Here is a 26,122-nt window from a genome sequence, read left to right as displayed (position 1 = left end):
CCCACCCCACCACAAAATCACCGGAATCACCCGCCCGGCCGTGCAGCTCGACAATGCCGCACGGCCGGGCGTGGCACTGGGATCAGGCTGAACGACGTCCGTGCTCCAAGTGGGAGACGAACCAGTGCCGGGCCGCAGTGACTGCCTCCTCAAGGGTCCCGGGCTCATGGAACAGATGGGTTGCGCCGCGCACGACACGGATCTCGCTGGGCGCGCTGAGCATTCCGGCCGCTTCCTGGTTGAGCCCCAGATCGGTCTCGTCCTCGCCGCCGACGATGAACAGCACCGAGGCCCGGACGCGCTGCAGCACCTCGTACGGCAGGTCCGGACGCCCGCCTCGGGTGACCACGGCCAGGACTCGTTGTGGCCGCTCGGCAGCTGCCAGCAGAGCCGCCGACGCGGCCGTGTCGGCACCGAACAGACCGACCGGGACGTCGACGGTCTCCGGCCGCTGCTCCAGCCAGTCGATGGCGGCCACCAGCCGCCGGGCCAGGAACTGGACGTCGAAGCGATGCCGGGCCGAGCGCGCGTCCTCCCGTTTCTCCAGTTCGGTGAGGAGATCGAGGAGGAGCGTGCCCATGCCTGCCCGGTGAAACGCGTCGGCGAGCGCACGGTCGCGTGTACTGCCCCGGGAACTGCTGCCGCCCTCGGCGATGACCACCACCGACCGCACCGGGCCGGGGACGACCAGATCGCCTGCGAGCGGCGCCTCGCCTGCGGGCACCAACACCAAGTCGGAGATCATCCGCTGCCTCCCAACGTGATGCTCGTTGGGCTCCTGTGATGCCCGGGTACCCGAGGACGGAATCGGTACGCGCATGACCGACCCCGCCTCGACAGGCGATCTTGACGCGGGTCCCGCAGGATGGTGCCGGTTGCCCGGCCGTGGGGGCGCTGAGGGCAGCCGCTTCCCGTGTGCGGCGAACTGCCGCCCCTTCTCACTCAGGAGCCCGGCATGGCAGTGGTAACGGAGGAACTTGTACCGGCGCTGGAGGATACGCGCCAGGCGCATGCCGCAGTACTGGACCGGTTCCGGGCGGATGTGACCGTCACGCCGCCGGGCCCGCACCGGGAGATGCTCGAACGCCAGAGCGTCGAGGTCCACTACAGCCTCCAGCGCATTCAACGCCAGGTACGCCATCTGCAGCCCAGGGGGTTGATGGGCACCGCGGTCGGTCTGACCCAGTCCCTCTCACGGGGCGCGATGCGCGCGGCGATGCTGCCGCTGACGATCGGGTCGTCGATCGTGCGGGGGTTGCTGCCCGGCGGGGGCCCGGCCGATGCGCGGCGGCTGCTGAGGAATGCGGAGGACGAGTACGCGGTCGCGGCGCGGGCGCTCGCGGCGTGCCGGGCCGGGGAGGTCCTCGCCGAACAAGTGGACGCCCAGTCCACCGCCGAGCTGCTCGGCTCGCTGCGCCGCCAGGACGAGGAGCTGCTGCAGGAACTGGAGGCAAGCCTCGCCGAGCACGCCCGCGCCGTGGCGGCGCCCACCAACGGCAGGGGCCCGAGCGAGAACCGCATCGCCGCTCTGGCCGACACGGCGGCCCATACGATGCGGACCGCTTTCGACCGGGCGCTGTACGTCGCCCAGCACAGTGGCCGACGGCCCTGGGGTGCGGGGAGGGAGATGGCCGAGCCCAGCCCCATTGCCGAAGAAGTCCTGGGATCGGTCAAGCGGGAGGAGGACCTGCCGATTCCCGGGTTCAGCCAGCTCAGCACGGAGCAGATCCAGCAGCGGCTGGGCACACTCTCCCAGCTGGATCTGACGGTGATCGAGGGCTACGAGCGCACCCATGCCCACCGCAAGGGCGTCCTCGAAGCCATCGAGCAGCTGCGCGTGGAGGAGCCGTAGGCCGGCTACGTCAGGCAGGCCTCGTCGGCTGTTCGTCCGGGACGGGACGGCGGGTCGTGCACAGCAGCGGGGCCCAGGTGGCGATGTCCGTGAAGCAACCGGCGCCGGCCGGGATGGTGTCCAGGACGATGCGGTCGGGGCGCAGCAGCACGGCGTCCGCCCGGCCGTCGCGCAGCCACGCGGCGAGCGTGCCGTCGTCGCCGAGGCTGTCCGTGGTGACGGCCCGTGCGCCGATGCCCTCCGCCACGGCCCGCACCGAGGGCGGAAGGGGCGCGCAGGCCAGGACGGCGAGGGAGTCCCCGAGTGCGTCGTCGAGGCGGGTCCGTCGGCCGTCGGCGGTCACCCAGGGCTGGGGGCAGAAGGTGCCCGCCAGGTCACGGCCGCCCGGTCGGACACGTCGCCGCACGAGGGGCCCTCGGCCGGCGCGCGGGCTGAGGCGGTGGCCGGCCGCCGCGGGCAGGGCGGGCACACGGCAGGCCGCGGCCAGCAGGCTCCGGCGGATCGCGGCGGCACCGCCCTGGCCACCGGTCATGGCCCAGCCCGTGGCGACCGCGAGCCGGATGACATGCCGGGCGTGCGGCCTGCGTTCGCTCTCGTAGGTGTCCAACAGCCGTTCGTCCGCACCGTCTCGGAGTACTCGCGCGAGTTTCCAGGTGAGGTTGTACGCGTCCCGCATGCCCGCGCACAGCCCCTGCCCGATGAAGGGCGGGGTCAGGTGGGCCGCGTCGCCGAGCAGGAAGACCCGGCCATGGCGCCAGCGGTCGGCGATGCGCGCCCGGAAGGTGTACTGCGCCTGCCGGATGAGCTGGAAGTCGTCGCCGTAGGAGATGTCCACCCAGGGGGCGACCAGTTCACGCAGGTGCTTCCGGCCGTCCGGACCGTCGAGGTGCTCGCCCTCGCGCAGGCGGAACTCCCAACGGTAGCGGTCCTCGCCGATCCGCATGAAGGTGGCGGGCCGGTGCGGATCGCAGACCTGGTCGACGCCTTCCCAGGACCGGACGCGGGCGCGGGTGCGGACGTCGATGACCGTCCAGGACTCCTCGAAGCGCAGGTCCTCCCATACGGCGCCGATGGCCTCGCGGGTGAGGCTGCCCGCGCCGTCGCAGCCGAGGACCGCGTCGGCCCGCAGAAGGTGCTCACCTTCGCCGTCCCGGTACGTCACGCGGACCGGCCCGTCGGCGTCCTGCTCCACGGCGGTCACCTCGATCCCGCCGCGCACCTCGCACTCCGAACGCCGGGCCAGCGCTTCACGCAGCAGTCGCTCCAACTCGGGCTGGTCGAACATGCTGGTCTGCGGAAAGCCGTGATGCCCGTGCGGGCGCCGCGGGAACTCGGCGATCAGCCGGTGCCGTGCGTCGAGCAGCCGCAGACCGTTCGCGGGGCGGGCGAGCGCGGCGAACTCCTCGTGGACACCGGCGGCCTGGAGGATGCGGCGGACCTCGTCGTCGGTGGCGACGGCCCGCGGCAGGGGGTAGACGTCCCGGTGGCGTTCGAGCACGACACTGCGGACGCCGCGCCGGGCGAGCAGGAGGGCGGCGGTCACGCCCACGGGCCCGGCTCCGACGATCACGACGGGTATGTGCGGTGCCGACCGGGGCGCGGTGTCGTCCCGTGCTCCGGCCTGGTCGGCGGTCATCCGCGGCTCACCCCCGTCGCTACTTGGCGTCCGCGACGGGCGTGCGCTGCTCGCCGAGGTCGATCCGCCCGTCCGGGGTGGCGATCGTGGCGGTGATCAGGTCACCCGCGTGGAGGTAGTGCGGATTGCGGGCCTGGCTCCTGAAGAACGCCTTCCACTTCAGCTCGGGTGGCAGCAGCGCGCCGATCTTCTCGACCGGCTTGGGCGGGGCCTTCAGAGCCGTGCCGCCGGGAGTGCCGGTCAGCAGCAGGTCGCCGGGGTCGAGGGTCTGGAAGCGGGCGAGCAGCGTCAGCGCCTGCGCCGGGCGGACGATCATGTCGGCCAGGGTTCGGTCCTGGCGCAGCTCGCCGTTGACCGACAACTTCAGCCGCAGGTCGAGGAGATGGACGAAGTCCTCGGGCTCCAGCAGCGCGAGGTACGGACCGGTGGGCGTGAAGGTCGGGTAGGACTTGCTCTCGTAGAACTGCCCCTTGGTCAGCTGCACATCCCGCGCGCTGACGTCGTTGGTGAGGACGAGACCGGCGACGTAAGAGGGCAGGTCCTGCTCGGTCACGACGGTGCCGACGGGCAGGGGGGCGCCCATGACCAGGCCGAGTTCGATCTCGTAGTCGAGGAACTTCACGTGCGGCGGCCGGACGACGGCCTCCGCCGGGCCGCTGACCGAGCCGGACGCCTTGCGGAAGAAGGTGGGCGGGATCTCCCCGGTGAAGCCCGAATCGCGGGCGTGGCTGCGGTAGTTGACCATCTGCGCCACCACCCGGCAGGGCGTGGTGACCGGGGAAAGCGCCACCAGGTCGGCGACGGGTGTGCCGGGATCGTCGGATGCGGCGGCCTCGCGTACGGCGGTGGGGGTGCCCCCGCGCGAGCGAAGCCGAGCGTGGGGGAGGTCGGCGAGCAGCTCGGCGGTGGTCATGGCTTTCGTGTCGATACGGACGGCACGCGCATCGCGCGCCACCCACCAACCCTCGGCTGTGCGCAGGACGTTGGTGCTCATGAGGTCATCGCTTTCAGCAGGGCCAGCAGTCGGGCGGGGTCGAGTTCGTTGTCGCCGCGCAGGGCCTGGGCGACCTCGCGGAGTCTGGCGGGGGACGGATCGGTGCCCAGGAAGTCACGGGTGGCGGGCGGGCCCCACTGGGCGAGTCCGCCGGCCGACATGGGTGCCCAGCCGGGTTCGACGTCGCAGGAGAACAGGTCGCCGTCGGCGAAGTGCTCCAGCATGAAGCGGTCGGGGTCACGCCAGTAGTCGAAGAGCTGGCTGCCCTGGATGTGCCGGCCGATGCCCCAACTACGCTTGTAGCCACGCTCTTTGAGGTACTCGCCGCCGACGGCGATCGCGTCCAGGTCGGTGACCTGGTAGGCGGAGTGGACATAACCCGTCCCCGGCCCCAGGTGCATGGCCAGCGTGTGATGGTCGACCGCCACGCTCCCCCGGTCGCAGCGAAGGAACGCCATCGTCGGCCCGCGCTCGCGCTGCCCGTCCAGGAACAGGAAGTCGCTGACGATCATGCCGAGCATGTCGAGGTACCAGTTCAGGGCACGCGCGAACACCGGGGTCTCCAGCACCACATGACCGAGCCGCTGGATGCGCGACGGCTCCCGGGGCGGACGCTGCGTGACGTTCGTACGGCGGTGCTCGATGCCGAAGTTGAGGGTGAGCGGCCGCTGCTCGGGGAGCGCCGGCAGCTCCTCGCCGCACCACACGACCCGCACCGGGAATCCGGACGGATCGAGCAGGTCCACGGCCTGTCCCCCACCCGGCACGTCGGCGTCCCGCACGGCGGAGCCGGTGGCGCGGGCCAGTCGGTCCAGGTCGGCCCGCTCGGCCGCGCGGAGGGCCGGGCCGATGAAACGGGACGTACGACCGCACCGGATCACCATGCAGGGCGAGCCGGCGAAGGTGCCGCGCAGCCACAGCTCCCCCTGGGTGCGTGCGGCGACCCCGAAGCCGAAGTCACGGGCGAAGACCTCCGCCCGGTCCAGGTCGGGCTTCTCGAACTCCAGCCAGGCCAGGTCGGCCACCTTGATCACCGGATTTCGGGACCGACCGGGGTGTTCGCCGCGCAGGGCACCCTGCTCACTGTGGAGGTCCTGGTGTGCGGTCGTGACATGGGGCCTGGCCACGGGGGTCAGAGACATGGCGCCCTCCAAGCAACAGTGCCAAGATGAGGAAATCATCAACTGTGCTCAGACCGTCGTCAATAGCTTCCACCCATGAAACTGACGATCTCGTCAGTAATGCGATGGTCATCGGACCGGTTGTTAGACTCGCCTCATGCCGACATCAGCGCCGCCCCGCAACCGCTTCGAACGACGCCGCGCCGAGACGCGTAACGCGCTCATCCGGGCAGCCCGGCAGATCCTGGCCGAGACCGGGGACACCAGCGTCAGCATCCAGGCCATCGCCGATCGGGCCGACGTGGGCTTCGGCTCCTTCTACAACCACTTCCAGTCGAAGGCGGAGCTGTTCGACGCGGCGGTCGCGGACGCGCTGGAGGAGTTCGGCCAGGCCATCGACAAGAGCCTCGAGGGAGTCGAGGACCCGGCCGAGCTTGTCGCGGGCGGCTTCCGCCTCACGGCCCGTATGGTCGACTCGCACCCGGAGCTCATGCGCATCCTGCGCCACCGCGGACTCACCCACATCCACTCCGACCGCGGCCTCGCCCCCCGCGCGCGACGCGACCTGGAGCGCGGCATCACCTCCGGCCGCTTCCTGCCCGTCGACCCGGCCGTCGCCGTGTCCGCCACCGGTGGTGCACTGCTGTCCCTGGTGGAACTGCGGTTCTCCCGCCCCGACCTCGACGGCGAGGAAGCCGCCGCGAGCCTGGCCGAGATGGCGTTGAGGATGCTGGGGGTGCCCCTGGACGAGGCGCACGAAGTCACCCGGCGCCCCCTGCCCACCCCTGCAGATGCACACACGCCGCCGCAGTCACCGGCAGGCGCCCCATGAGAACGGCCCGGTACGCAAGGGGGAAGAGCCCCTGCGCACCGGGCGGTTCGCTGGTGGTCATCGTCCGGCAGGCGAGGCCGGCCAAAGTGTCGGGGCTGCGGCCCGCTGTCAGCCGTTGGAGAAGCGGCCTGCCTGGGCGAGGATCTGCTCCGGGTCATCCGTCGGCGGGTAGATCCACAGCGCGTTGATGTTCTGCTTGAGGGTCTTTGCTTCCTGCCCGGTCAGCGCGATCTTGCGATCCCAGCCCTCCGTGAAGACGGCGCCGGCGGGGCCGAGATCCAGGCAGGTGGTGTAGGGGTCAGGGGTGAAGGGCAGCAGGGAGTTGCCCAGAAGTTCGGCTGCCACGTTGTGACCGGCGAACTTCCCCATCGGCAGGGCGTGTTGGCAGGACTGTGTCGTGGCGTGCCCGTCTTCTGCGGGGGCGAGTGCGGTGTCGCCGGCCGCGTACACGTCCGGCACTCCGATCACCTGAAGGTGTGCGTCCACGCTCAGCCGTCCCAGCCGGTCGCGTTCGCCCGGGATGTGGGCCGTGAGCGGGCTCGCGGCCATGCCGGCCGTCCATACGACGGTTGCCGTGGGAATCACTTCACCGTCCGAGAGGGTGACGCCCTCGCGGGTCGCGGATGCCACGGTGAGTCCCAGGCGTCGTTCGATCTTCAGCTCGTCGATCGCGTCGTTGATGGTCGGGCGCGGGCCCGGGCCGAGTTCCGGGCCAACGACGTCGGCGCGGTCGACGAGAACGACCCGGACGTCTTCAACTGCGCCCTGGCGGTCGGCGATCACGCGGAGCCGTTGCCCCAGTGCGGTGGCGATCTCCAGGCCGGTGAAGCCGGCACCGACCACGACGGCCGTGTAGCGGCCCTGGGACGGGGCCTGCTCGGGCAGCCGCCGCAGGTGGTTGTCGAGTGCGGCCGCCGCGGGGAGCGTGTCCACGTCGAAGACTTCCTGCGAGCCGGGGAAGTCGGGGCGCACGAGCTGGCTGCCGGCGGCCAGCACCAACTTGTCGTAGGCCAGGTCCAGTTCCTCACCGGTGCGTCCGACGGCACGTACGGTGTGCGCCTCGGTGTCGATTCCCGTGACGGTCGCCGTTATGCGGCGTACGCCGATCGGGCCGAGGACGCGGTCCAGTGCGACCCGCATGCCCTCCGGGGCGTCCTCGTACAGGCGGGGGCGGATGACCAGGTCGTCGCCGCCGCTGACGAGTGTCACCCGTAGTTCGTCGCCGGCGCTGCCTGCCTCACGTGCGGCGCGAACGACTCCTGCCGCGCTCCACACGCCGGCGAAGCCGCCACCGATGATCAGGACATCCTTCATGAACTTCTCCGTTTTCGAAGCCGAAGTGATGAGCCGGTGCTCCGTGAGCAGGGGCTGCCCTGCCGCGGTGGCCTCCCGCGGGGCCCGCACCACTTATTCTGGACACTACATATCCTGGATATTGAGTGTCAAGATTTCTTCGCGGTGCCGCCGGGGCAGGACGGGACGGGAGCCACACCGAGGCCGGTTACCCGGTCCGATCCTGGACATGTAATGTCCGTAATATGCGAATGGCTAAAGGCGTCGAGTGGGCTCTGCACACGCTGCTCAACCTGGACATGATCGGCGGTGGCCCGGTAGGCAGCGGCCAGCTTGCCGAGGCTCACGGCCTCTCGGCCTCCTACCTCAACAAGCAACTGCAGCTGCTCGCCCGGGCCGAGCTCGTAGTCTCCGTCCCCGGGCCGCGCGGAGGTTTTCGGCTGGCCAGGCCCCTTGAGGCCATCACCCTGCTGGACGTGGTGGAGGCCATCGAGGGGGGCACCCAGCTCTTTCAGTGCACAGAGATCCGTTGCTCCGGCAAGATCGGCGAGCTGTCACCGCCGCCGACAGGTGCATGTGCTGTCAACGCAGCCATGCGCCGGGCGGAACAGGCATGGCACCAGGCGCTGGCCGCCCAGAGTCTTGCCGACATCAGGGCGGAGTTGGACCGCACCCCGATGGTGCGTCAGATAGTGCACTCAGCGCTGAACTGAGTACGCACAACGCCCCGGGGCCGGAAGATCCTCTTTGAACGAACAGGACAAGCAACAGTGGACAGAGCCGAATTGGCGGCCTTCCTCAGAGCACGGCGTGAGGCCCTGCAGCCAGAGGATGTCGGACTCCCACGCGGGCGGCGCCGGCGGACCGGCGGGCTGCGCAGGGAGGAAGTCGCGGCACTGTGCGACATGTCGGTCGACTACTACACCAGGATCGAACAACCACGAGGGCCCATTCCCTCGGAGCAGATGCTTGCCGCCATCGCCCGCGGTCTGCATCTGTCTCTCGAGGAACGGGATCATCTGTTTCAGCTCGCCGGCCACGCCGTTCCCCGAAGGGTGCGACGGGGCGATCACATCAACCCGGGGATGATGCGCATCCTCGACCGGCTCGAAGACACCCCCGCGCAGGTGGTCAACCACCTGGGCGAGACCCTGAAACAGACGCGCATGGCGGTCGCACTGCTGGGTGACCAGACCGCTTTCACCGGACGGGCCCGTAGTCTGCACTATCGGTGGTTCACCGATCCCGCTTCCCGGCTGATGATTCCCGAGCGCGACCACTCCGTACAGAGCCGTCTGCTGGTAGCGGATCTCTACGGCGCGTATGTGCGGGACGGCAGTGACTCGCGCACCGCCGACCTCGTCGATGCACTGCAGGCGGCCAGCCCCGATTTCGCCGCGCTCTGGCGTGAGCACCCGGTACTCGGACCGTACTGCGCGCCCAAACGCTTCCAGCACCCGAAGCTGGGGGCCCTGGAGCTGCACTGCCAGACGCTGGTTGACCCCGACCAGTCACAGCGGCTTCTGGTGTTCACTGCGGCACCGGGCACGGAGAGCCACACAAGCCTCCAGCTCCTGTCCGTCCTCGGTAGCTAGTTACTTCTCCTCGTTGCTTTCTGTCACACGTTCACCGACGCCGTCGGCGATGGCTGCGGACAGCAGGGCAGGCAGCAGTCCGGGGAAGCGCGCCTCGAGGCTTTCGCGGCGCAGGGTCACGAAGCAACGGGTGCCTTCCTGGCGAGTCTCCGTGACACCCGCCTCACGCAGCACCTTGAGGTGATGGCTCAGGGTGGACTTGGCCACAGGGGCACGCAACTGTCCCCACCCGCGTTCGGCGCCGTCGGACAACACTCGGACGATGCCCAGCCGCGTCGGGTCACTGAGTGCGCCAAGCAGGCGCGGCAAGGTGATCTCGCTCTGGGAGGGTGGTGACGAGGGGGCCGGCATGGGGACCAGGCTACCCATTGTTCGGTGCCTTACGAACGTCGGGCTCTTGATGGGGGACGAGTCGCGTCACAGATGAGATGCACGTCATACCCGACTTCCTGTCACATTTCGCCCGGCCATCCGGTCAGTTGTGTGTGTCCGCAACATGGCTAGGAGATCACTGTGGAATCGCGCCTCAACTACTTCGGCAACCCCCTCGCCGCGAAGGTCCTGAAGCACATCAACTCGGCCGGCAAGGTGGTGTCGGACTCGACACTGCCGACCGCGATACAGGAGCTGGTGAAGATCCGCGCCAGCCAGATCAACGGCTGCGGCTTCTGCACTGACATGCACACCAAGGACGCCGCTGCGGCGGGAGAAACCCCGCAGCGCCTCAATCTGATCGCGGCCTGGCGTGAGGCCACGGTCTTCACGGAGGCCGAGCGTGCTGCACTGGAACTGACCGAGCAGGGCACCCGCATCGCCGACGCAGCCGGCGGTGTCACGGATGCGGTCTGGGCAAACGCTGTCAAGCACTTCGACGAGGAGCAGCTGGTCGCCCTGATCTCCCTCATCGCCATCATCAACGCCTACAACCGCATCAACGTCATCAACCAGCAGCCTGCCGGGGACTACCAGCCCGGCCAGTTCGGCTGACCGGCGCCCGCTCCAGCCGGACATGTACGGTCCGTCTCCACGCCGCCCCGACCTACGGCGGGAGACGGACTACCGGCGTCAACCGGTCCCATCAGCTCCCGTAACACCTTTCACATCGTTCCACACGATGCCACACGCAGACACCTGATACGTTGTTCTACGTCCTACGAACATCGAACAAAGGGAAAGCAATGCCCAGCTCTACATCCCTGCACTTCGCAGACCGTGTCGCAATCGTCACGGGAGCGGGATCGGGCATCGGTCGTGCCACTGCGATCGCTCTGGCCGAATCGGGCGCACGCGTCCTCGGCGTGGGGCGCCGGAAGGAGGCCCTGGAGGAGACTGCTCGCGCGCACTCCAACATCGCGGTCCTGCCGCTCGACATCTGCGAGGAGGGCGCTGCGGACACGGTTGTTGCCACCGCCGTGGAATGGTGGGGTCGGCTCGACCTGCTGGTGAACAACGCCGGCATCACTGCCGTGATGCCTCTGGCAGAGACGGACCGAGCAGTGATTGCCGGCCTGTTCGACCTCAACGTGACGGCGCCGAGCATGCTCGCCCATGCGGCCCTGCCGCACCTGCGCGAGTCGTCGGGTTCCATCGTCAACGTCTCGAGCACCTACGGTCATCGCCCCTTGGCCGGAGCAGCCCACTACGCCGCAACCAAAAGCGCCTTGGAGCAACTGACGCGGAGTTGGGCGCTGGAGCTCGCGCCGGAAGGGGTGCGGGTGAACGCGATCGCCCCCGGCCCCACCGAGACGGATGTCCTGGCCGCGGCGGGCCTGCCCCAGGACGCCATCGACGAGCTGCGTGCCAATGAACGTGACCGCATCCCGACGGGCCGTCTCGGCGACCCGAAGGACGTCGCGGACTGGATCCTGCGCATCGCCGATCCCCTGGGCGCGCACATCACCGGTCAAGTGCTGACGATCGACGGGGGACTCGAACTCGCCTGAGCTGCTGGGCAGCCGCGGCGGTCCGGTCGCACGCGGACCGAGAGAGGCGGCCCGTTCGGGCCGCTCCTGTCACCGGCGCGACGCCCTCTCTGCGCAGCTCAGTCCACGGGCCGCGGGGCACGCAGGTGGGCCCGCTGGGCCAGTTCCTCCTCGTCGACCAGCGTGAGCATCGGCTGGTCCGGCGCACACAGCATGGTCACAATGAACCGGCAGCGCGCATCCGTTCGGGCGTTGCCGTCCTGGTAGTGGATCACATCGCCGCCCGGCTCCCAGAACGTCTCGCCGGCCTTGACCACGCGTTCCGGCTCGCCCTCCAGCTCAAAGCGCACCTCGCCCTCGAGCACGTACCCGAACGCCGGGCCCGAGTGGCGGTGCGGAGGAGTGCCAGGGTCACCAGGCGGCCACTCGACCAGGATGGTCATGCCCGAGGCGCCCTCGGGGATATGGGGCGGCTTGGCGTCCTGCAGCATCGTCACCGCGGTCTTCCACGCTCCGTAACCCGGCTTGTCGTTCGTCTCGCCCGCTGAGTCCTTGCTGGACATTGTGTTGCACCTCCGTAGTTGTTGCCCCGACAGGCAGACAGATGACCGTGAGCCGCCGCCGGTGGCGATGGTGGTGTACCAACACCTCTCGCTCGACGGTAACAGCGTTCGTGCACTTCAGACGGCTCACGCGGCTGCCTCGAAGTGAAGACCGAGTACGCCGTGCTTCTGTGACAGTGTCGCAGGTTTGGGAGCTCGCTCGAGGTGGGCGCTTCGTGACACTTTTCCGCTCAGTGTCACAACAGCGGTGCGAGGTCTGTCTCATGTAGTGCACGGGGCTGATTTCGCTCGCCTCTTCCCGACGGCCGCCACAGGCACGTTCGTGCCCGCAACACCGTCTGTCCTCTTCTCCCCACACCCTGACAGGAAGGCCGCAATGAGTGATCCGACTCGGCCCACAGAATCCTCCTCGACGAGTGAGCTCGACCAGCTTCCCGACCGTGACGCCGAGGAAACGAGGGAATGGCAGGCATCACTCGACGGTGTCATCAGGCATGCCGGGCCCGAACGCGCCGTGTACTTGCTGCGGCGCGTGCACGAGTACGCGGCCAGGTCGGGAGTGGCCCTGCCGGGGCTTCTGTCCTCGGACTACATCAACACGATCCCGGCGTCGTCCCAGCCGGTCTTCCCTGGCGACGTCGCCATGGAGTCCCGTATCACCGCGCTGAACAGGTGGAACGCGGCCGCGATGGTGACCCGCGGTTCCCGCCTGGGTCTCGGCGGTCATATCTCGACCTACGCTTCGGCGGCATGGCTCTATGAGATCGGGTTCAACCACTTCTTCAAGGGCAAGGACGGGGACGGTTCCGGGGACCAGCTGTACCTGCAGGGGCATGCCTCGCCCGGCATCTACGCGCGGGTGTTCCTGGAGGGGCGACTGCGCGAGGAGCAGCTGGACGGATTCCGGCGGGAGGCCGACGGTCACGGCCTGCCGTCCTACCCGCACCCCCGGCGCCTGCCGTGGCTGTGGGAGTTTCCGACCGTCTCGATGGGGCTCGGCCCGCTTGCCGCCATATACCAGGCCAGGTTCAACCGCTATCTGCACAACCGGGGCATCAAGGACACGTCCGGGTCGCATGTATGGGCCTTCCTGGGAGACGGGGAAGTGGACGAGCCCGAGTCGACGGCTGCGCTGGAACTCGCCGCCCGTGAGGGCCTCGACAACCTCACCTTCGTCGTCAACTGCAACCTGCAGCGGCTGGACGGTCCGGTGCGGTCGAATTCCAAGATCGTGCAGGAGCTCGAGGCGCGGTTCCGCGGCGCGGGCTGGCATGTGGTGAAGACTCTCTGGGGCGAGGCCTGGGACCCGGTGCTGCAGCAGGACACCGACGGCTCCCTCGTCCGCCGCCTCGGCGAGGTGCCCGATGCCCAGCTCCAGACGTACGCCGCCCGGGACGCCGCCTACATACGCAAGCATTTCTTCACCGGCGATGCGCTGTCCGGCCTTGCCGCAGGTCTGAGTGACGCGCAGCTCACCGACCTGTTCGAGAACTCCCGGGGCGGACACGAACCGCTCAAGGTCTACGCCGCCTACAGGGCCGCGGTCGAGCACAGGGGCGGGCCCACCGTCGTCCTCGCCCAGACGGTGAAGGGTCACACGCTGGGTCCGGACTTCGAGTCCCGCAACGCCAACCATCAGATGAAGAAACTGACCATGGCCCAGTTCCGTCAGATGCGCGACGCGCTGGAACTGCCCATCCCGGACAGCGCGCTGAGCGGGGACGTGGTGCCGTTCTGGCACCCGGGTGAAGACTCTGAAGAGGTGCAGTACCTGCGTGACCGCCGCTCGGCTCTGGCCGGCCCCGTCCCCGTACGGAGGGTGGTGGCCAAGCCGCTGCAGCAGCCGCCGTCCGGCCCCTTCGAAGCCCTCCAGAAGGGCTTCGGCAAACAGGAGGTGGCCACCACCATGGCGCTGGTCCGGCTGGTCAAGGACCTGATGCGTGTCGAGGAGACGGGTCGGCGCTGGGTGCCCATCATCCCCGATGAGGCACGTACATTCGGTATGGAATCCCTGTTCCCGACCGCCGGGATCTACTCGCCGGAGGGTCAGACCTACGAGCCGGTCGATGTCGATCAGCTACTGCACTACAGGGAGGCCAAGGACGGCCAGCTCATCGACGAGGGCATCACCGAAGCCGGGTCACTGGCCGAGTTCACCGCTGCGGCGACGTCGTACGCCACACACGGCGAACCCATGATCCCCTTCTACATCTTCTATGCCATGTTCGGGTTCCAGCGCACGGGCGACCAGTTCTGGGCCCTGGCCGACCAGTTGGGTCGCGGCTTCGTCGTCGGGGCGACGGCCGGCCGTACGACGATGACCGGCGAGGGACTGCAGCACGCCGACGGGCACTCCCACCTGCTGGCGTCCACGAATCCGGCCGCTGTCAGCTACGACCCGGCCTTCGCGTACGAGATCGCGGTGATCGTCAGGGAAGGCCTGCGCCGGATGTACGGCGACCAGCCCGAGGACATCTTCTATTACCTGACGGTCTACAACGAACCCAAACAGCAACCGGCCATGCCCACCGGGCCGTCGGTCGAGGAAGGGATCCTGCGGGGCATATACCGGTTCCGGCAGGCGGAGCCCAGCGACGCAGGACCACGGATCCAGTTGCTGGCCTCCGGCACGGCCATCCACTGGGCGCTGGAAGCCCAGGAGCTTCTCATGTCCCAATGGGGTGTCCAGGCTGACGTCTGGTCAGTGACGTCCTGGACGGAGTTGCGCCGCGATGCCTTGAATGCCGACAGGGCGCGGCTGCGGGGTGAGGAGTGCGTCCCGTATGTGACCCGCGCGCTGTCGGGAGCCGAAGGGCCGGTCCTGGCGGTCAGCGACTGGATGCGGCAGGTGCCCGATCAGATCAGCCAGTGGGTCGAGCAGGACTACTCGTCGCTGGGAACGGACGGCTTCGGACTGTCGGACACCCGCGATGCCGTACGCCGCTATTTCCGAGTGGACGCCGAGTCGCTCGTGGTTGCCGCCCTGGACCAGTTGGCGCGGGCCGGCGCAGTCCACCCGGCGACGGTTGTCCAAGCACGCGATCGCTACGGCTGGCAGGGGTGAGCACGCCAGGCGTCCCGAGCCGATGCGGCCGCTCGGAGCATAGGCGGGGCAGCCCGCACATGACGACGCGCGCCCTGCTGTGACCGCTTGTAGCATGGATGTCCTCCAGAACTGGAGGACATCCATGCGCGCCAGGGACGATGCAGGCGCCCTCGACGAGGCAACGAGGGAGTTCATGGCAGCGCGTCCCCAGCTCTTCGGCATCGCGTACCGGCTGCTCGGCAGTGCTGTGGAAGCCGAGGACATCGTCCAGGAGGCGTGGTTGCGGTGGCAGAACACCGACCGCGCCGACATCCGTGAGCCGGTAGCGTTCCTGGCCACGGTCACCGCTCGGCTGGCGATCAACTTCGCCCAGTCCGCCCGGATGCGGCGTGAGTCGTACATCGGGCCCTGGCTTCCCGAGCCGGTCGACACCAGCATGGATCCGCAGGTGGGCGCGGAGCGGGCCGAGGCCGTCGACCTGGCGGTTCTCCTGCTCCTGGAGAAGCTGAACCCCGTGGAACGGGCTGCCTACGTTCTCAGGGAAGCCTTCGACTACCCGTACCAGCAGATCGCGGACATCCTGGAGACCAGCAAAACCAATACACGCCAGTTGGTGAGCCGCGCCCGGAAGCATCTGTCAGCGGAACGCCGGGAGCCGGTCAGCCCGGACGCTCACCGGCGACTGCTGGAGGTGTTCCTCGCCGCGGCGCAGACCGGCAGTCTGTCGGCGCTGGAGGATGTTCTCACGACGTTCGCCGGGTCGAGGCCGACGGCAGGCCGGCCGTCCTTTTCCCCGCCGAGGGGAAAGTCGGTGGCTCTGCTGTCCGTGGATGTGTCGGCACGAGGCATCGAACGCATCATGTGGTTAATGAATGCGGCCAGACTGGCTCCTTACGTGGCTTCACCGAACAACTGACGCACGCCCGGGCCGCCGCCGGGGATGTCACAGGATGAGGGGCTACGCGGTCTGAGGGGTGTCCCTCCCCCCTTCGCTCGCGGCATGCGACATCCGAGATGAGGAACCCTGTGAATACTTTCGTGATCGTCGGTGGCGGTCTGGCCGCGGGCAAGGCGGCCGAGGCACTGCGGGAGCACGGCCACAGCGGCCCGCTCATCATCATCGGCGACGAGCGTGAGAAGCCGTACATTCGGCCACCGCTGTCCAAGGGTTACCTGCTGGGCAAGGAGGAGCGCGATTCGATCTTCGTGCATCCCGATGACTGGTACCGGGAGCACGATGTCGACCTGCTGCTGGACACGCATGCGCGCGCGGTCGACCGGCGGGCACGGACGGTGGAACTCGACGACGGCCGTCAGGTCCCCTACACCAAGCTGCTCCTGGCCACCGGCTCGACGCCACGTCGTCTGTCCGTCCCGGGAGCGGACCTCGACAACGTTCTGTATCTGCGTCGTGTGGGAGACAGCGAACGGCTCAAGTCCGCCTTCACGGCGGGGGCGAAGATCGTCGTGATCGGTGCCGGATGGATCGGTCTGGAAACCGCCGCGGCCGCTCGGACGGCCGGCGCCGAGGTAACGGTGCTCGAGCACTCGGAGCTTCCCCTGCTGAAGGTGCTGGGGCGCGAAGCGGCTGAAGTGTTCGCTGCCCTCCACACTGATCACGGCGTCAGTCTGCTGCCCCAGGTGCAGGTGGAGTCCCTCACCGGAACAGACGGCCGTGTGGACGGGGTGCTGCTCGCTGACGGCAGGCACCTGGCCGCGGACGCCGTGGTCGTGGGCGTCGGCATCACCCCCAATGTCCAACTCGCCCAGGAGGCAGGCCTGGACGTGCAGAACGGCATCGTCACCGACGAGCATCTGCAGACTTCAGGAGCCGACATCTACGCCGCAGGCGACGTCGCCAACGCCTACCACCCGCTGCTCGGCCGCCACCTCCGGGTCGAGCACTGGGCCAATGCCCTGCATCAGCCGGATGTGGCGGCGCTCAGCATGCTCGGCAAGGACGCTGTCTACGACCGGCTGCCGTACTTCTACACGGACCAGTACGACCTCGGAATGGAGTACACGGGTTACACGGAACCAGGCGGCTACGACCGTGTCGTCTTCCGCGGTGAGCCGTCCGAGCGACGCTTCATCGCGTTCTGGATGGCGGGGAGCCGCGTACTGGCAGGCATGAGTGTCAACGTGTGGGACGTCATGGCCCCGATCCGGTCCCTCATCACCTCCGGGTCGGACATCGACGACGCGCTCCTCTCCGACCCGAACGTGCCCCTGGACCGCATCCTGCCGTGACGCCCCGGCGCGGGCGGGAGTGGGCACGGAAGAGTGTCACAGATCCCGGCGCGGCCTGGTCGTAGTGAATGACAACCCAGGTGATCGGAGCAGACAGTGGCTATCAGCGAACAACGTCTTTCCACCATGGTGCTGGTGATCGGCACCGGTGGTGCCGGGCTGCGAGCGGCGATCGAACTGGCCGAGGCCGGTGTCGACGTCCTTGCAGTCGGCAAGCGTCCCAAGGAGGACGCCCATACGGCGCTTGCTGCCGGAGGAATCAACGCGGCCCTGGCCACCATGGATCCCGAGGACAGCTGGCAGCAGCACGCAGCCGACACTCTCAAGGAGAGTTATCTGCTCGCCGACCCCCGCACCGCCCAGATCGTCACTCAGGGCGCCGCCCGAGGCATCGACGACCTGGAACGCTACGGGATGGCCTTCGCCAGGGAAGAGGACGGCCGGATCTCCCAGCGGTTCTTCGGCGCACACAAGTTCCGGCGGACCGCCTTCGCCGGCGACTACACCGGTCTGGAGATCCAGCGCACGCTCATCAGGCGCGCGGAGCAGCTCGACATCCCCGTGCTCGACGGCGTCTACATCACCCGGCTCCTGGTGCATGACGGCGCCGTCTTCGGTGCCTACGGCTTCGACCTCACGAACGGAAAGCGTTACCTGATCCACGCCGACGCCGTCATTCTTGCCGCGGGCGGCCACACCCGTATCTGGCGGCGCACGTCCTCCCGGCGCGACGAGAACACGGGTGACTCCTTCCGCCTGGCCGTGGAGGCCGGAGCCCGTCTGCGCGACCCCGAGCTGGTGCAGTTCCATCCTTCGGGGATCATCGAGCCGGAGAACGCGGCCGGCACCCTGGTCAGCGAGGCCGCCCGCGGTGAAGGCGGGATCCTGCGCAACGCGCTAGGGGAACGGTTCATGGCCCGCTACGACCCTGAGCGAATGGAGCTGTCCACCCGCGACCGCGTGGCCCTGGCCTCCTACACGGAGATCAAGGAAGGGCGGGGAACCCCGAAGGGAGGCGTGTGGCTCGACGTCTCGCACCTGCCGCGGCAGACGATCATGACGCGGCTGCCCCGTGTCTACCAGACGCTTCTGGACCTGCAGATGCTGGACATCACCCGCGAGCCGATCGAGATCGCGCCCACTGCCCACTACTCGATGGGCGGGGTGTGGGTGCGTCCCGAGGACCACAGCACCGACGTCCGCGGCCTCTACGCCATCGGTGAGGCGTCGAGCGGACTGCACGGCGCCAACCGCCTCGGCGGCAACAGCCTCATCGAGCTGCTGGTCTTCGGCCGCATCACAGGCCAGGCGGCCGCCGCCTACTCGCAGTCCCTGACCGCGCATCCTCGGTCGGCGTCGGCCATCGCGCAGGCCCGCGCGGAGATCGACGATCTTCTCGCAGCCGACGGACCGGAGAACGTCCGCGCCCTGCAGCGCGCCATCCGCAACACCATGACCGAGCATGCGGGAGTCGTACGCGACGAAGAAGGCCTGCGCGCCGGGCTGGCGGAACTCAAGGTGATCGAGAAGAGGATGGAGGACGTGGGCATCCACCCGGACATCGCCGGCTATCAGGACCTCGCGCACGCCTTCGATCTCAAGTCCGCCGCCCTGGCAGCCCGGGCCACCCTCGAAGCGGCACTGGAGCGTCGCGAGACGCGTGGCTGTCACAACCGAAGCGACTACCCGGACCTGGATCCCGCTCTGCAGGTCAATCTCGTGTGGTCCCCGGAGACGGGAATCACCCGCGAGAGCATTCCGGCCATCCCGGACGAGATTTCCTCTCTGATGCAGGAGGTCTCCACGGATGGAAAGCTTGTCGAATGACCTCGGGCACTCCACGAGGGGAAATCTTCCCGATTCATGCGAGCCCCCTGTCACAAGTAGCGCCGCTGGCCGGTCTCTTCTAGTGCAGACCGATTGAAAACCTCCGAGAGGAAGCCGTTATGAAGGTCGTAGTGATCGGTGGAACCGGACTCATCGGCTCGAAGCTGGTCGGAAAGCTCAATGAGCACGGGCACGAGGCGGTCGCGGCCGCACCCAACACCGGCGTCAACACTCTGACGGGCGAGGGTCTGGCCGAGGTCCTGAAGGGCGCGTCGGTCGTGGTCGACGTGTCCAACTCCCCCTCGTGGGAGGACGAGGCCGTCATGAACTTCTTCCGCACCTCCACGGCCAACCTCCTCAAGGCGGAGGCCGAGGCCGGCGTGACGCACCACGTGGCGCTGTCCGTGGTCGGCACCGACCGTCTCCAGGAGAGCGGGTACTTCCGGGCCAAGCAGGCCCAGGAAGACCTGATCAAGGAGTCCGGCATGCCCTACTCCATCGTCCACGCCACCCAGTTCTTCGAGTTCGTCAAGGGGATCGCGGACATCTCGACCGACGGCGACACCGTGCGTCTGTCCCCCGCCAAGATCCAGCCCATCTACTCCGACGACGTGGCCGCGGCCGTCGGCCGCACTGCGGTCGGCACGCCCGTCAACGGCGTGGTGGAGGTCGCGGGCCCCGACGTGTTCCAGCTCGACGAGCTGATCCGCAATGCACTCGCCGCCAAGAACGACCCCCGCACGGTCGTCACGGACCCGCACGCCCCGTACTCCGGTGCCCAGCTGCAGGAGACCACGCTCCTGCCGGGTCCGGACGCGCACATCGCCGAGACCAAGTTCGCCGACTGGCTCGCGCAGCAGAAGTAAGTCCTGCGGGGCCCCTGCCAGCCGGTGCCCGGCCGGCAGGGGCCCCCTGCATTCCGGCCGCAGGTTCACTCCACCGCATACACAGCCACTGCGTCGGCATTCCTTGCCGCAGCGTGCCGGAATTCGCCCCTGTCTGAGATCCATGCACCAAGGAACCGGCTCGCCATGTTCATCCGCAAGGAAACCACTGTTTCGCATGCCGCGCCCTATGAAGGGCTGACCGGCGTCTACTCCATCGACCCGGTCCACAGCACGATCGGATTCTCCGTCCGGCACGCCATGATCACCAACGTGCGAGGGAAATTCACCGCCTTCGAAGGGCTCCTCAAGCTCGATGGAGCCCATCCCACGCGGTCCAAGGCCTACCTCAGTGTCCAGACCGGCAGTGTGGACACGGGTTTTGCTGAGCGGGACGCACATGTCACCGGCCCCGACTTCCTCGACTCAGCGACGTTCCCTCTGATGAGCTTCCACTCCACCGGAATCCTCGATGCCGGTGACGACCGGTTCCGCATGGCGGGATACCTCCGGATCAAGGACGTGGAGCTGCCCATTCACATCGACCTCGAGTTCGGTGGAGCGAGTCAGGACTCCTACGGCCAGAACCGCATCGGCTTCGAGGGTACGGCCACCCTGCAGCGCTCCGACTGGGGACTTGACTGGAACACGGCCCTGACCACAGGTGGGGTCCTGATCAGCGACAAGGTGAAGCTGATGCTCGACATCTCCGCTGTACAGCTGGGCACACAATGACCCGAGCCACTGAGAACCGAACCGACATCGCGGCCACAGTCGTGTCGCTGGCCGCTGAAGCCACCGAGCTGCAGACCCGCGTCAACGAGCTTCACCAGGAACTCGTGAACCTCAACGAACGGATCAGAACCATCTCCCACGTTCTGCAGCAGCTCTCCCCCGGTTGAGGCGCACTCACCGGAGGTTGGTGGCGGGTGACGACGAACGGGCGGGGCGGCATCTTTGCCGCCCCGCCTTTTGGTGTGCGCCGGTGTGCAAGGCTCGGACTTCGATCGTGTCGGTGGAGGTGCTGGGAACCGTCACGCCGCCGTTGTGACCGTGTCCTTGGTCTGACGGGCCTGACGCCGCCTCACCGCGCGGCGTTCGCTGTCCGTCATGCCGCCCCAGATGCCTTCCACCTGCCCCACCTGTATGGCCCAGTCGAGGCACTGCTCCACGACAGGGCAACGGCGGCACACGGCCTTCGCTTCGTCGATCTGCTCAAGCGTCGGACCGGTGTTTCCTATGGGGAAGAACAGATCGGGGTCTTCGTGCAGGCATGCTGCCCGTTCGCGCCAATACATTTCAATCATGGTCCTTCTCGGCTGTACAAAGAGTTGTTGGGGCTGTCAGCTGAGACCGGGTAACCGGCATACGTGTGACACGCAGCCGAGTTCCGCGTGGCGCTGAAGGGGACCATGCCTGTGGAAGCCGCGGGCGTCAACGGGTTCGAGATCTCGGACTGTCCCGAGGATGGGTCAGGTGGCGGAGCGCTCGTCGGGTCGGCGGCGGCGCAGCGCGCTCTGCCGGATGGCGGGTGTGTTGTAGGCCGTGTCGAGGGTCCCGATGTCGGTGCCGGGCGGCACGATCGCGTCGATCTGGTCGAGGATTTCGTCGGTCAGGGTGGTCTCGGCACCGGCGAGGAGGTCGTCGAAGTGGTCCATGGTGCGCGGTCCGATGATCGCGGAGGTGACGCCGGGATGGGAGATCGCGAAGGCCATCGCCAGGTGCGTCAGCGACATCCCGGCCTTCTGGGCGAGGGGGATGAGCTGTTCGACGGCGTCGAGCCGGCGCTCGTCGCTCATGTGCTGGAAACCGAAGCGGGCCCGGTGGCTGTCGGCCTGCCGGCCCTTGCGGTAGCGGCCGGTGAGCAGGCCCCCCGCGAGAGGGCTCCAGACCATGGCGCCCATGCCGTAACGCTCGCAGACGGGCAGCACCTCGCGCTCGATGCCGCGGTTGAGGATCGAGTACGGCGGCTGCTCGGTGCGGAACCGCACCAGGCCGCGCCGCTCGGCGACCCACTGCGCCTCGACGATGTCCGAGGCGGGAAAGGTCGAGCTGCCGATGGCCCGGACCTTGCCCGCGCGTACCAGGTCGGTGAGGGCTGAGAGGGTCTCTTCCACGTCGGTGTCCGGTGCGGGACGGTGGATCTGGAACAGATCGACGTGGTCGGTGCCCAGGCGGCGCAAGGAGTCCTCCAGCGCGCGGACCAGCCAGCGCCGCGAGTTGCCCTGCTGGTTGGGGTCGTCCCCCATCGGGAGGTGGGCCTTGGTGGCCAGCACGACATTGTCCCGGCGGCCCTTGAGGGCTTTTCCGACGATCTCCTCGGACTCACCGCGTGAGTAGGCGTCGGCGGTGTCGACGAAGTTGATGCCCGCGTCCAGCGCCTTGTGGATGATGCGTATGGAGTCGTCGTGGTCGGGGTTGCCGATGGCGCCGAACATCATCGCGCCCAGGCAGTACGGGCTGACCTTGATGCCGGTTCGGCCCAGCGTGCGGTACCTCATTGGTTCTCCTCGTGCGTTGGCCGGTGCGCTGCAGCGCGATACGCTTACGTAAGCGGAACAGCGTTCCGCTCTCGCTACGACGATACGGAACACCGTTCCGTTTAGCAAGAGGAGTACACCGTGAGCGACGGCCCGGCGGACGGGGGGCGGCCCCGCCAGCGCATGCGCGCCGACGCGCAGCGCAGCATCGACACGCTGCTCACCGCGGCTGCCGAGGTGTTCACCACCTCCGGCGTGGACGCCCCCGTGCGACAGATCACCGCCAAGGCGGGCGTGGGAGCAGGCACCCTCTACCGGCACTTTCCGCAGCGCTCGGACCTCATCGCCGCGGTCTTCCGTCACGAAGTCGACGCCTGCGCCGACGCCGCTGCCTCCCTTGTGGCCCAGCATGAACCGGTCGACGCGCTCGCCCGGTGGCTGCAGCGTTTCGCGGCCTTCATCGCCACGAAGCGCGGCCTCAGCGCCGCCCTGCACTCGGGAGACCCGGCCTACGACAGCCTGCCCTCCTACTTCCAGCAGCGCTTCGTGCCTGTCCTCGGCGTGCTCCTCGACACCGCGGCGAAAGCCGGCCAGATCCGCTCCGACATCGATCCCGAGGACCTGCTGCGCGCCGTGGGCAATCTGACCCTGCCCGCCCAGGAGGACGACAGCGGCCACACGCAGCGCATGATCGCCCTGCTCGTCGACGGACTCCGCTACGGCACCCACAGATCCGTCTGAGCAACGGCTCCGGCACCCCCCGCAGGCGGTGTCCAGCGCGCGGCTGTCACACGTCCGACCGCGACGAGTCGGAACAACCGGCAGCAGGGCTCGGCCCGCACAACGGTGGGCGCCGTGGTCCGCCCACCGGACAACCACGTGTTTCCATACCCGGTCCTTCTCCGCGAACAGTGGCAATAATGCCCGCGGGCGGCACGGTGACCTGTCTACATTCCGAACGGGGCACTGCATATGATGTCGGTGGGGGACCCATTCCCGCGTTCAGTCTGAGCGGCACCGCACGTGAGCCGGGGCGCGGCACGAGGGGTTGAGATGAGAGGAACACATGGTCTCTGTAACTCACGCGGCGCACAACATTGAGGTCACCGCTGAGAGTCTGCAGGAGGAACTGGCCCGCCTGCAGATCCAGAAGCAGGCGCTGGAAAGGGAGCTGGCGGCGGTCGTGGCGCATCTCGGCTCGGTACAGCGGGCCCTCAGCGCCCTCGAGACCCTGATGCTCGACCGGGCTGCTGCGGCCCCGACGGGTACGGCGGACGCTGCAGCTGCGCAACGGGGCCAGGCTGCGACGCCCGGCGAACCGCAGACCGACCGTGCCTCCGCCGAGTCCGCGGACGTCACACCGAAGTCCGCGCCCCGGCCTCGGAAGCCGGAGAGCGGCAAGGATGCGGAACGTCCTGTTGCCGCCGACACCGCCACGGTCGGGCAGAAGAAGTACGGCAAGCTCACCGAGCAGATCATGGAGTACTTCGCCAACGTCGGTGATGTCGACGTCCGGGCCCGTGATGTTGCCGCGGCTCTCGGTCGTGACTCCGACAGCGGAAGCATCAACGGCGTCCGCAGCACCCTCGACCGTCTTGTCGGTGCCTCCCGTATCGAGCGGACCGGCCGAGGCCTGTACCGCGCCAAGCGTTCCTAGGCGTACCTCCTGGCCGACGCGGCGGCGCAGCGGCACGCTGTGCCCGGTGTCCGGCGTCCGTAGCCGGGCGATGAATGCTCCCGGGCGCCACTCATCGGGGGATTGCGTGGCGCCCGGGCGCTGCACCTGCGGGCTCTAGTCGCAGGTGTTGCGTTTCCGGACACCTATCACGGGGGTTGTGTCCACGGCGCCCAGGAACGCTGTGATCAGCATACCAAAGCTTTGCCAATGTGTGACATGCTATCTCTGCTCCGCCCGGCCATCACCAGACCAGGCGGCCTCCAGCACATGCAACGACTGGTGGTCAGATGGGCTGTCCGATCGGTCGGACGGTGAGGGTGTCGGGCGTTCTTCAGTCCGGCAACGCTGCCGATGAGCACCAACCGCCCCTGGTGCTCCCGCAGATGGGGCAGTGCCGCCCTGGCCAGCAGGGCAGGGCCCAGGACGTTGGTGAGGACCATCGCCGGCCACAGGGTGGGGTCACCGTCACCGTGGCTGATCGTCGCGCCGCCGGTGCGGAAGCAGTCGGCGGAGGTGAAGCCCGCGTTGGCGATGGCGGCGTCCAGGCCGCCGAAGTGCTCCACGGTCTGAGCGACGGCCGCCTGGGTGGCCTCCCAGTCGGCCGCGTCAGCGACCACACTCATCAACTCCTTGGGCCGTCCCGCCTCCGTCAGGAAGGCTTGCAGCTTGTCGGGCTTGCGGCCGGTGACGGCAACCCGGTGGCCTCGTTCGAGGAGCAGGCGTCTGATCGTCACCCCTGCCGTACGGGCACTGCGTCGGCGTCACCCGCGCCGGCGACCGCAGCCGCCTGGTCACCGCCTTCCGCACCGCCGCCCAAACTCACCTCACCAGCCCCACGGACGCGGGCGGGCTCCCCTCCCCCGGCTGATCGAGAGCCACCCTTCGGTGAGTTCACCGGCAGTGTTGTTCACCGCTGCGGACCGGGTGGCTGAACAATCCGTGCCGCGTTGAACTGGGCCTACCGCGAAGACGTCGGGATCACAGCACGGAGAGAGGTCCTTGGATGTTCAGGAGAGGGAGCGTCGCCGTCGTGGCCGCCGGGCTGGTACTGGCCGTCGGCGGCTGCGGCGGGACGGACGAGAAGGCCGACGCGTCGGGCAAGGCGTCGGCCGAGCCGACGCCGACACGGCCGCCGTCCAAGGAACTGGTCAAGTGGGTCGGCGAGATGTGCGTGCAGACGAGCGCGCTCAAAGATCTTCGGGCGGAGAGCGCGGCGGATCTGAAGCAGATCCGGAACCCGGACGAGGTCGGTTCGGACGCCCAGTTCTTCGCCGTCAGCTACCTCTCCCGGACACCGCTGGCGGTGGACGATGTGGAGAGCGCCCTGACGGAGCTCGACCCGTCGGGCGTTCCCGCGGCCGACCGGCTGCGCAACGCCTTGCTGAAGAAGGTGAAGGGCGTCGCGGACCACCTCGACGAGGTGTCGCCGATCGATGCCGTCGACGACGCCGAGGGCGTCGTCGCGGACGTCGACAAGCGCGTCCAGTCCCTCACCCCGCCCCAGCCGGATCTGCTCGCGCTGACGAAGAAGGATCCGCAGCTCGCGGCCGCGTACAAGCGCGCCGAGCAGTGCGCCCCGGGCTGGAATCCCGACGAGGAGGCTGCCTCCCCCTCGCCCGACCCCACCGGCCCGCTGCCCAAGGCGGCGGACGGCAAGAACATCGACGCCTGCTCGGACGGCGAATGCGAGGTCCTGGTGACCTCGCCGGTGTGGATCACGGCGAACGGGGTGGACGTGCATGTCACCCCGGGGGACGACTCCGTCACCTTCGAGACACCGAGCGCCGTGATGCGGCTCGGTGGCCAGGGCGGTGTGGCCAAGTGGGGCGACGATCTGAAGGTCACCGTCGTCGCGCAGAACAAGGACGGTGCCGTGCTGAAGTTCACCATTCCCTGAGCGCCCCTAACGCCCCTCGCACACCTCCCGGTACCCGAGTCGCGGCAGGTGCTCCTCCCATTCGGCGCGGGTGAGGACGCCGCCGGTGCGGGCGCAGACGTAGTCCGCCGCGCGGTCGGCGTGCAGGGTCCACACCCGGGCCGTCAGGTCGTAGCCGACGGAGGTGAGGGTGTCGCCTTCCGGGCTGAACGCGACCGAGGTGACGGTATCGACATGGCCGGTGAGTTGCCGGCCGTAGGGCTCGGCACGGGC

General features: G+C 68.5%; 27 protein-coding genes. 16 read left to right on the top strand and 11 right to left on the bottom strand.

The genetic code is table 11. The annotated features are described in order from the left end of the window. Window positions 1-82 precede the first annotated feature (82 nt). Window positions 83-745 carry a dienelactone hydrolase family protein gene (locus ACTWQJ_RS15525; RefSeq protein ID WP_443307221.1) on the bottom strand — a complete coding sequence of 221 codons (663 nt, stop codon included), beginning with the start codon at window positions 743-745 and terminating at the stop codon, window positions 83-85. A gap of 210 nt (window positions 746-955) precedes the next feature. On the opposite strand from ACTWQJ_RS15525, the gene ACTWQJ_RS15520 reads away from it, so the two are divergent. Then, window positions 956-1,852 carry a hypothetical protein gene (locus ACTWQJ_RS15520; RefSeq protein WP_443307220.1) on the top strand — a complete coding sequence of 299 codons (897 nt, stop codon included), beginning with the start codon at window positions 956-958 and terminating at the stop codon, window positions 1,850-1,852. Window positions 1,853-1,862: 10 nt separating this feature from the next. Here ACTWQJ_RS15520 and mhpA read toward each other — a convergent pair whose 3' ends face one another. Genes mhpA through ACTWQJ_RS15505 form a run of 3 tightly spaced genes read right to left on the bottom strand, consistent with a single transcriptional unit; the run spans window position 1,863 to window position 5,624 of the window. After that, entirely contained in the window at window positions 1,863-3,488 is a 1,626-nt protein-coding gene (mhpA, locus tag ACTWQJ_RS15515) for a bifunctional 3-(3-hydroxy-phenyl)propionate/3-hydroxycinnamic acid hydroxylase MhpA (RefSeq protein WP_443307219.1), read from the bottom strand. A 19-nt stretch (window positions 3,489-3,507) separates the two neighbouring features. Continuing rightward, on the bottom strand, window positions 3,508-4,482 hold the full coding sequence (locus tag ACTWQJ_RS15510; RefSeq protein ID WP_443307218.1) for a fumarylacetoacetate hydrolase family protein: 975 nt from the start codon (window positions 4,480-4,482) through the stop codon (window positions 3,508-3,510). After that, window positions 4,479-5,624 carry a VOC family protein gene (locus ACTWQJ_RS15505; protein WP_443307217.1) on the bottom strand — a complete coding sequence of 382 codons (1,146 nt, stop codon included), beginning with the start codon at window positions 5,622-5,624 and terminating at the stop codon, window positions 4,479-4,481. Before ACTWQJ_RS15505 ends, ACTWQJ_RS15510 begins: the two co-directional genes overlap by 4 nt. Before the next feature lie 136 nt (window positions 5,625-5,760). On the opposite strand from ACTWQJ_RS15505, the gene ACTWQJ_RS15500 reads away from it, so the two are divergent. Next, complete coding sequence (locus tag ACTWQJ_RS15500; protein ID WP_443307216.1) at window positions 5,761-6,435, top strand: TetR/AcrR family transcriptional regulator; 675 nt, start codon at window positions 5,761-5,763, stop codon at window positions 6,433-6,435. Between the two features lie 108 nt (window positions 6,436-6,543). Here the strand turns inward: ACTWQJ_RS15500 and ACTWQJ_RS15495 are convergent, their stop codons facing one another. Beyond that, a complete protein-coding gene (locus tag ACTWQJ_RS15495) occupies window positions 6,544-7,749 on the bottom strand; it encodes an NAD(P)/FAD-dependent oxidoreductase (protein ID WP_443307215.1) in 1,206 nt (401 codons plus the stop codon). A gap of 224 nt (window positions 7,750-7,973) precedes the next feature. On the opposite strand from ACTWQJ_RS15495, the gene ACTWQJ_RS15490 reads away from it, so the two are divergent. Next, window positions 7,974-8,441 carry an RrF2 family transcriptional regulator gene (locus ACTWQJ_RS15490; RefSeq protein WP_443307214.1) on the top strand — a complete coding sequence of 156 codons (468 nt, stop codon included), beginning with the start codon at window positions 7,974-7,976 and terminating at the stop codon, window positions 8,439-8,441. A gap of 57 nt (window positions 8,442-8,498) precedes the next feature. Further along, window positions 8,499-9,323: a helix-turn-helix transcriptional regulator gene (locus ACTWQJ_RS15485; RefSeq protein WP_443307213.1), complete on the top strand. Its 825-nt coding sequence runs from the start codon at window positions 8,499-8,501 to the stop codon at window positions 9,321-9,323. On the opposite strand, the gene ACTWQJ_RS15480 is transcribed toward ACTWQJ_RS15485, so the two are convergent. After that, complete coding sequence (locus ACTWQJ_RS15480) at window positions 9,324-9,674, bottom strand: ArsR/SmtB family transcription factor (protein WP_443307212.1); 351 nt, start codon at window positions 9,672-9,674, stop codon at window positions 9,324-9,326. It lies immediately after the preceding gene. 162 nt (window positions 9,675-9,836) lie between these two features. Between ACTWQJ_RS15480 and ACTWQJ_RS15475 the strand changes: the two genes are divergently transcribed. Further along, window positions 9,837-10,310 carry a carboxymuconolactone decarboxylase family protein gene (locus ACTWQJ_RS15475; protein WP_443307211.1) on the top strand — a complete coding sequence of 158 codons (474 nt, stop codon included), beginning with the start codon at window positions 9,837-9,839 and terminating at the stop codon, window positions 10,308-10,310. A 191-nt stretch (window positions 10,311-10,501) separates the two neighbouring features. Further along, window positions 10,502-11,266 carry an SDR family NAD(P)-dependent oxidoreductase gene (locus ACTWQJ_RS15470; RefSeq protein ID WP_443307210.1) on the top strand — a complete coding sequence of 255 codons (765 nt, stop codon included), beginning with the start codon at window positions 10,502-10,504 and terminating at the stop codon, window positions 11,264-11,266. Between the two features lie 98 nt (window positions 11,267-11,364). Here the strand turns inward: ACTWQJ_RS15470 and ACTWQJ_RS15465 are convergent, their stop codons facing one another. Next, window positions 11,365-11,808 (bottom strand): cupin domain-containing protein, encoded by a 444-nt coding sequence (locus ACTWQJ_RS15465; protein WP_443307209.1) that lies wholly within the window; start codon window positions 11,806-11,808, stop codon window positions 11,365-11,367. Between the two features lie 376 nt (window positions 11,809-12,184). On the opposite strand from ACTWQJ_RS15465, the gene aceE reads away from it, so the two are divergent. From aceE to ACTWQJ_RS15430, 7 genes are all read left to right on the top strand, one after another. Continuing rightward, window positions 12,185-14,872 carry a pyruvate dehydrogenase (acetyl-transferring), homodimeric type gene (aceE, locus tag ACTWQJ_RS15460; RefSeq protein WP_443307208.1) on the top strand — a complete coding sequence of 896 codons (2,688 nt, stop codon included), beginning with the start codon at window positions 12,185-12,187 and terminating at the stop codon, window positions 14,870-14,872. A 124-nt stretch (window positions 14,873-14,996) separates the two neighbouring features. Beyond that, window positions 14,997-15,770, top strand: coding sequence for a sigma-70 family RNA polymerase sigma factor (locus ACTWQJ_RS15455; RefSeq protein ID WP_443307207.1), 774 nt, complete (start codon window positions 14,997-14,999; stop codon window positions 15,768-15,770). 98 nt (window positions 15,771-15,868) lie between these two features. Further along, window positions 15,869-17,104: an NAD(P)/FAD-dependent oxidoreductase gene (locus ACTWQJ_RS15450; protein WP_443307206.1), complete on the top strand. Its 1,236-nt coding sequence runs from the start codon at window positions 15,869-15,871 to the stop codon at window positions 17,102-17,104. Between the two features lie 126 nt (window positions 17,105-17,230). Further along, the gene (locus ACTWQJ_RS15445) at window positions 17,231-18,931 is read left to right on the top strand and encodes an L-aspartate oxidase (RefSeq protein ID WP_443307224.1); all 1,701 of its coding nucleotides are present in this window, start codon (window positions 17,231-17,233) and stop codon (window positions 18,929-18,931) included. Between the two features lie 119 nt (window positions 18,932-19,050). Continuing rightward, window positions 19,051-19,797 (top strand): SDR family oxidoreductase, encoded by a 747-nt coding sequence (locus ACTWQJ_RS15440; protein ID WP_443307205.1) that lies wholly within the window; start codon window positions 19,051-19,053, stop codon window positions 19,795-19,797. 165 nt (window positions 19,798-19,962) lie between these two features. Next, window positions 19,963-20,550 carry a YceI family protein gene (locus ACTWQJ_RS15435; protein ID WP_443307204.1) on the top strand — a complete coding sequence of 196 codons (588 nt, stop codon included), beginning with the start codon at window positions 19,963-19,965 and terminating at the stop codon, window positions 20,548-20,550. After that, window positions 20,547-20,717: a hypothetical protein gene (locus ACTWQJ_RS15430; RefSeq protein WP_443307203.1), complete on the top strand. Its 171-nt coding sequence runs from the start codon at window positions 20,547-20,549 to the stop codon at window positions 20,715-20,717. Before ACTWQJ_RS15435 ends, ACTWQJ_RS15430 begins: the two co-directional genes overlap by 4 nt. Window positions 20,718-20,849: 132 nt before the next feature. Here the strand turns inward: ACTWQJ_RS15430 and ACTWQJ_RS15425 are convergent, their stop codons facing one another. Beyond that, entirely contained in the window at window positions 20,850-21,113 is a 264-nt protein-coding gene (locus ACTWQJ_RS15425) for a WhiB family transcriptional regulator (protein ID WP_443307223.1), read from the bottom strand. A 174-nt stretch (window positions 21,114-21,287) separates the two neighbouring features. Next, entirely contained in the window at window positions 21,288-22,316 is a 1,029-nt protein-coding gene (locus ACTWQJ_RS15420) for an aldo/keto reductase (RefSeq protein WP_443307202.1), read from the bottom strand. 162 nt (window positions 22,317-22,478) lie between these two features. On the opposite strand from ACTWQJ_RS15420, the gene ACTWQJ_RS15415 reads away from it, so the two are divergent. Both ACTWQJ_RS15415 and ACTWQJ_RS15410 read left to right on the top strand, forming a co-directional pair. Next, on the top strand, window positions 22,479-23,036 hold the full coding sequence (locus ACTWQJ_RS15415; RefSeq protein WP_443307222.1) for a TetR/AcrR family transcriptional regulator: 558 nt from the start codon (window positions 22,479-22,481) through the stop codon (window positions 23,034-23,036). Window positions 23,037-23,361: 325 nt separating this feature from the next. After that, complete coding sequence (locus tag ACTWQJ_RS15410; protein ID WP_443307201.1) at window positions 23,362-23,952, top strand: hypothetical protein; 591 nt, start codon at window positions 23,362-23,364, stop codon at window positions 23,950-23,952. Between the two features lie 206 nt (window positions 23,953-24,158). On the opposite strand, the gene ACTWQJ_RS15405 is transcribed toward ACTWQJ_RS15410, so the two are convergent. Further along, entirely contained in the window at window positions 24,159-24,707 is a 549-nt protein-coding gene (locus ACTWQJ_RS15405; RefSeq protein ID WP_443307200.1) for an SDR family oxidoreductase, read from the bottom strand. A gap of 269 nt (window positions 24,708-24,976) precedes the next feature. Here ACTWQJ_RS15405 and ACTWQJ_RS15400 point away from each other — a divergent pair, with 269 nt between their 5' ends. After that, complete coding sequence (locus tag ACTWQJ_RS15400) at window positions 24,977-25,870, top strand: hypothetical protein (RefSeq protein WP_443307199.1); 894 nt, start codon at window positions 24,977-24,979, stop codon at window positions 25,868-25,870. 6 nt (window positions 25,871-25,876) lie between these two features. On the opposite strand, the gene ACTWQJ_RS15395 is transcribed toward ACTWQJ_RS15400, so the two are convergent. Further along, the coding region (locus ACTWQJ_RS15395; RefSeq protein WP_443307198.1) for a hypothetical protein at window positions 25,877-26,122 on the bottom strand (246 nt) is incomplete at its 5' end.

This window comes from Streptomyces sp. KR55 (assembly GCF_052245645.1).
Taxonomy (GTDB): Bacteria; Actinomycetota; Actinomycetes; order Streptomycetales; family Streptomycetaceae; genus Streptomyces; species Streptomyces flavusporus.
The sequence above is the reverse complement of the archived record's forward strand: the minus strand, read 5'-3'. Positions and strand labels throughout refer to the sequence as shown.

Excerpts from the sequence above, each read along its gene's own strand:
- ACTWQJ_RS15525 (WP_443307221.1), bottom strand. The coding sequence starts at position 745 with ATGATCTCCGACTTGGTGTTGGTGCCCGCAGGCGAGGCGCCGCTCGCA.
- ACTWQJ_RS15520 (WP_443307220.1), top strand. The coding sequence starts at position 956 with ATGGCAGTGGTAACGGAGGAACTTGTACCGGCGCTGGAGGATACGCGC.
- mhpA (WP_443307219.1), bottom strand. The coding sequence starts at position 3,488 with ATGACCGCCGACCAGGCCGGAGCACGGGACGACACCGCGCCCCGGTCG.
- ACTWQJ_RS15510 (WP_443307218.1), bottom strand. The coding sequence starts at position 4,482 with ATGAGCACCAACGTCCTGCGCACAGCCGAGGGTTGGTGGGTGGCGCGC.
- ACTWQJ_RS15505 (WP_443307217.1), bottom strand. The coding sequence starts at position 5,624 with ATGTCTCTGACCCCCGTGGCCAGGCCCCATGTCACGACCGCACACCAG.
- ACTWQJ_RS15500 (WP_443307216.1), top strand. The coding sequence starts at position 5,761 with ATGCCGACATCAGCGCCGCCCCGCAACCGCTTCGAACGACGCCGCGCC.
- ACTWQJ_RS15495 (WP_443307215.1), bottom strand. The coding sequence starts at position 7,749 with ATGAAGGATGTCCTGATCATCGGTGGCGGCTTCGCCGGCGTGTGGAGC.
- ACTWQJ_RS15490 (WP_443307214.1), top strand. The coding sequence starts at position 7,974 with ATGCGAATGGCTAAAGGCGTCGAGTGGGCTCTGCACACGCTGCTCAAC.
- ACTWQJ_RS15480 (WP_443307212.1), bottom strand. The coding sequence starts at position 9,674 with ATGCCGGCCCCCTCGTCACCACCCTCCCAGAGCGAGATCACCTTGCCG.
- ACTWQJ_RS15470 (WP_443307210.1), top strand. The coding sequence starts at position 10,502 with ATGCCCAGCTCTACATCCCTGCACTTCGCAGACCGTGTCGCAATCGTC.
- ACTWQJ_RS15465 (WP_443307209.1), bottom strand. The coding sequence starts at position 11,808 with ATGTCCAGCAAGGACTCAGCGGGCGAGACGAACGACAAGCCGGGTTAC.
- aceE (WP_443307208.1), top strand. The coding sequence starts at position 12,185 with ATGAGTGATCCGACTCGGCCCACAGAATCCTCCTCGACGAGTGAGCTC.
- ACTWQJ_RS15455 (WP_443307207.1), top strand. The coding sequence starts at position 14,997 with ATGCGCGCCAGGGACGATGCAGGCGCCCTCGACGAGGCAACGAGGGAG.
- ACTWQJ_RS15450 (WP_443307206.1), top strand. The coding sequence starts at position 15,869 with ATGAGGAACCCTGTGAATACTTTCGTGATCGTCGGTGGCGGTCTGGCC.
- ACTWQJ_RS15445 (WP_443307224.1), top strand. The coding sequence starts at position 17,231 with ATGGTGCTGGTGATCGGCACCGGTGGTGCCGGGCTGCGAGCGGCGATC.
- ACTWQJ_RS15440 (WP_443307205.1), top strand. The coding sequence starts at position 19,051 with ATGAAGGTCGTAGTGATCGGTGGAACCGGACTCATCGGCTCGAAGCTG.
- ACTWQJ_RS15435 (WP_443307204.1), top strand. The coding sequence starts at position 19,963 with ATGTTCATCCGCAAGGAAACCACTGTTTCGCATGCCGCGCCCTATGAA.
- ACTWQJ_RS15430 (WP_443307203.1), top strand. The coding sequence starts at position 20,547 with ATGACCCGAGCCACTGAGAACCGAACCGACATCGCGGCCACAGTCGTG.
- ACTWQJ_RS15425 (WP_443307223.1), bottom strand. The coding sequence starts at position 21,113 with ATGTATTGGCGCGAACGGGCAGCATGCCTGCACGAAGACCCCGATCTG.
- ACTWQJ_RS15420 (WP_443307202.1), bottom strand. The coding sequence starts at position 22,316 with ATGAGGTACCGCACGCTGGGCCGAACCGGCATCAAGGTCAGCCCGTAC.
- ACTWQJ_RS15415 (WP_443307222.1), top strand. The coding sequence starts at position 22,479 with ATGCGCGCCGACGCGCAGCGCAGCATCGACACGCTGCTCACCGCGGCT.
- ACTWQJ_RS15410 (WP_443307201.1), top strand. The coding sequence starts at position 23,362 with ATGGTCTCTGTAACTCACGCGGCGCACAACATTGAGGTCACCGCTGAG.
- ACTWQJ_RS15400 (WP_443307199.1), top strand. The coding sequence starts at position 24,977 with ATGTTCAGGAGAGGGAGCGTCGCCGTCGTGGCCGCCGGGCTGGTACTG.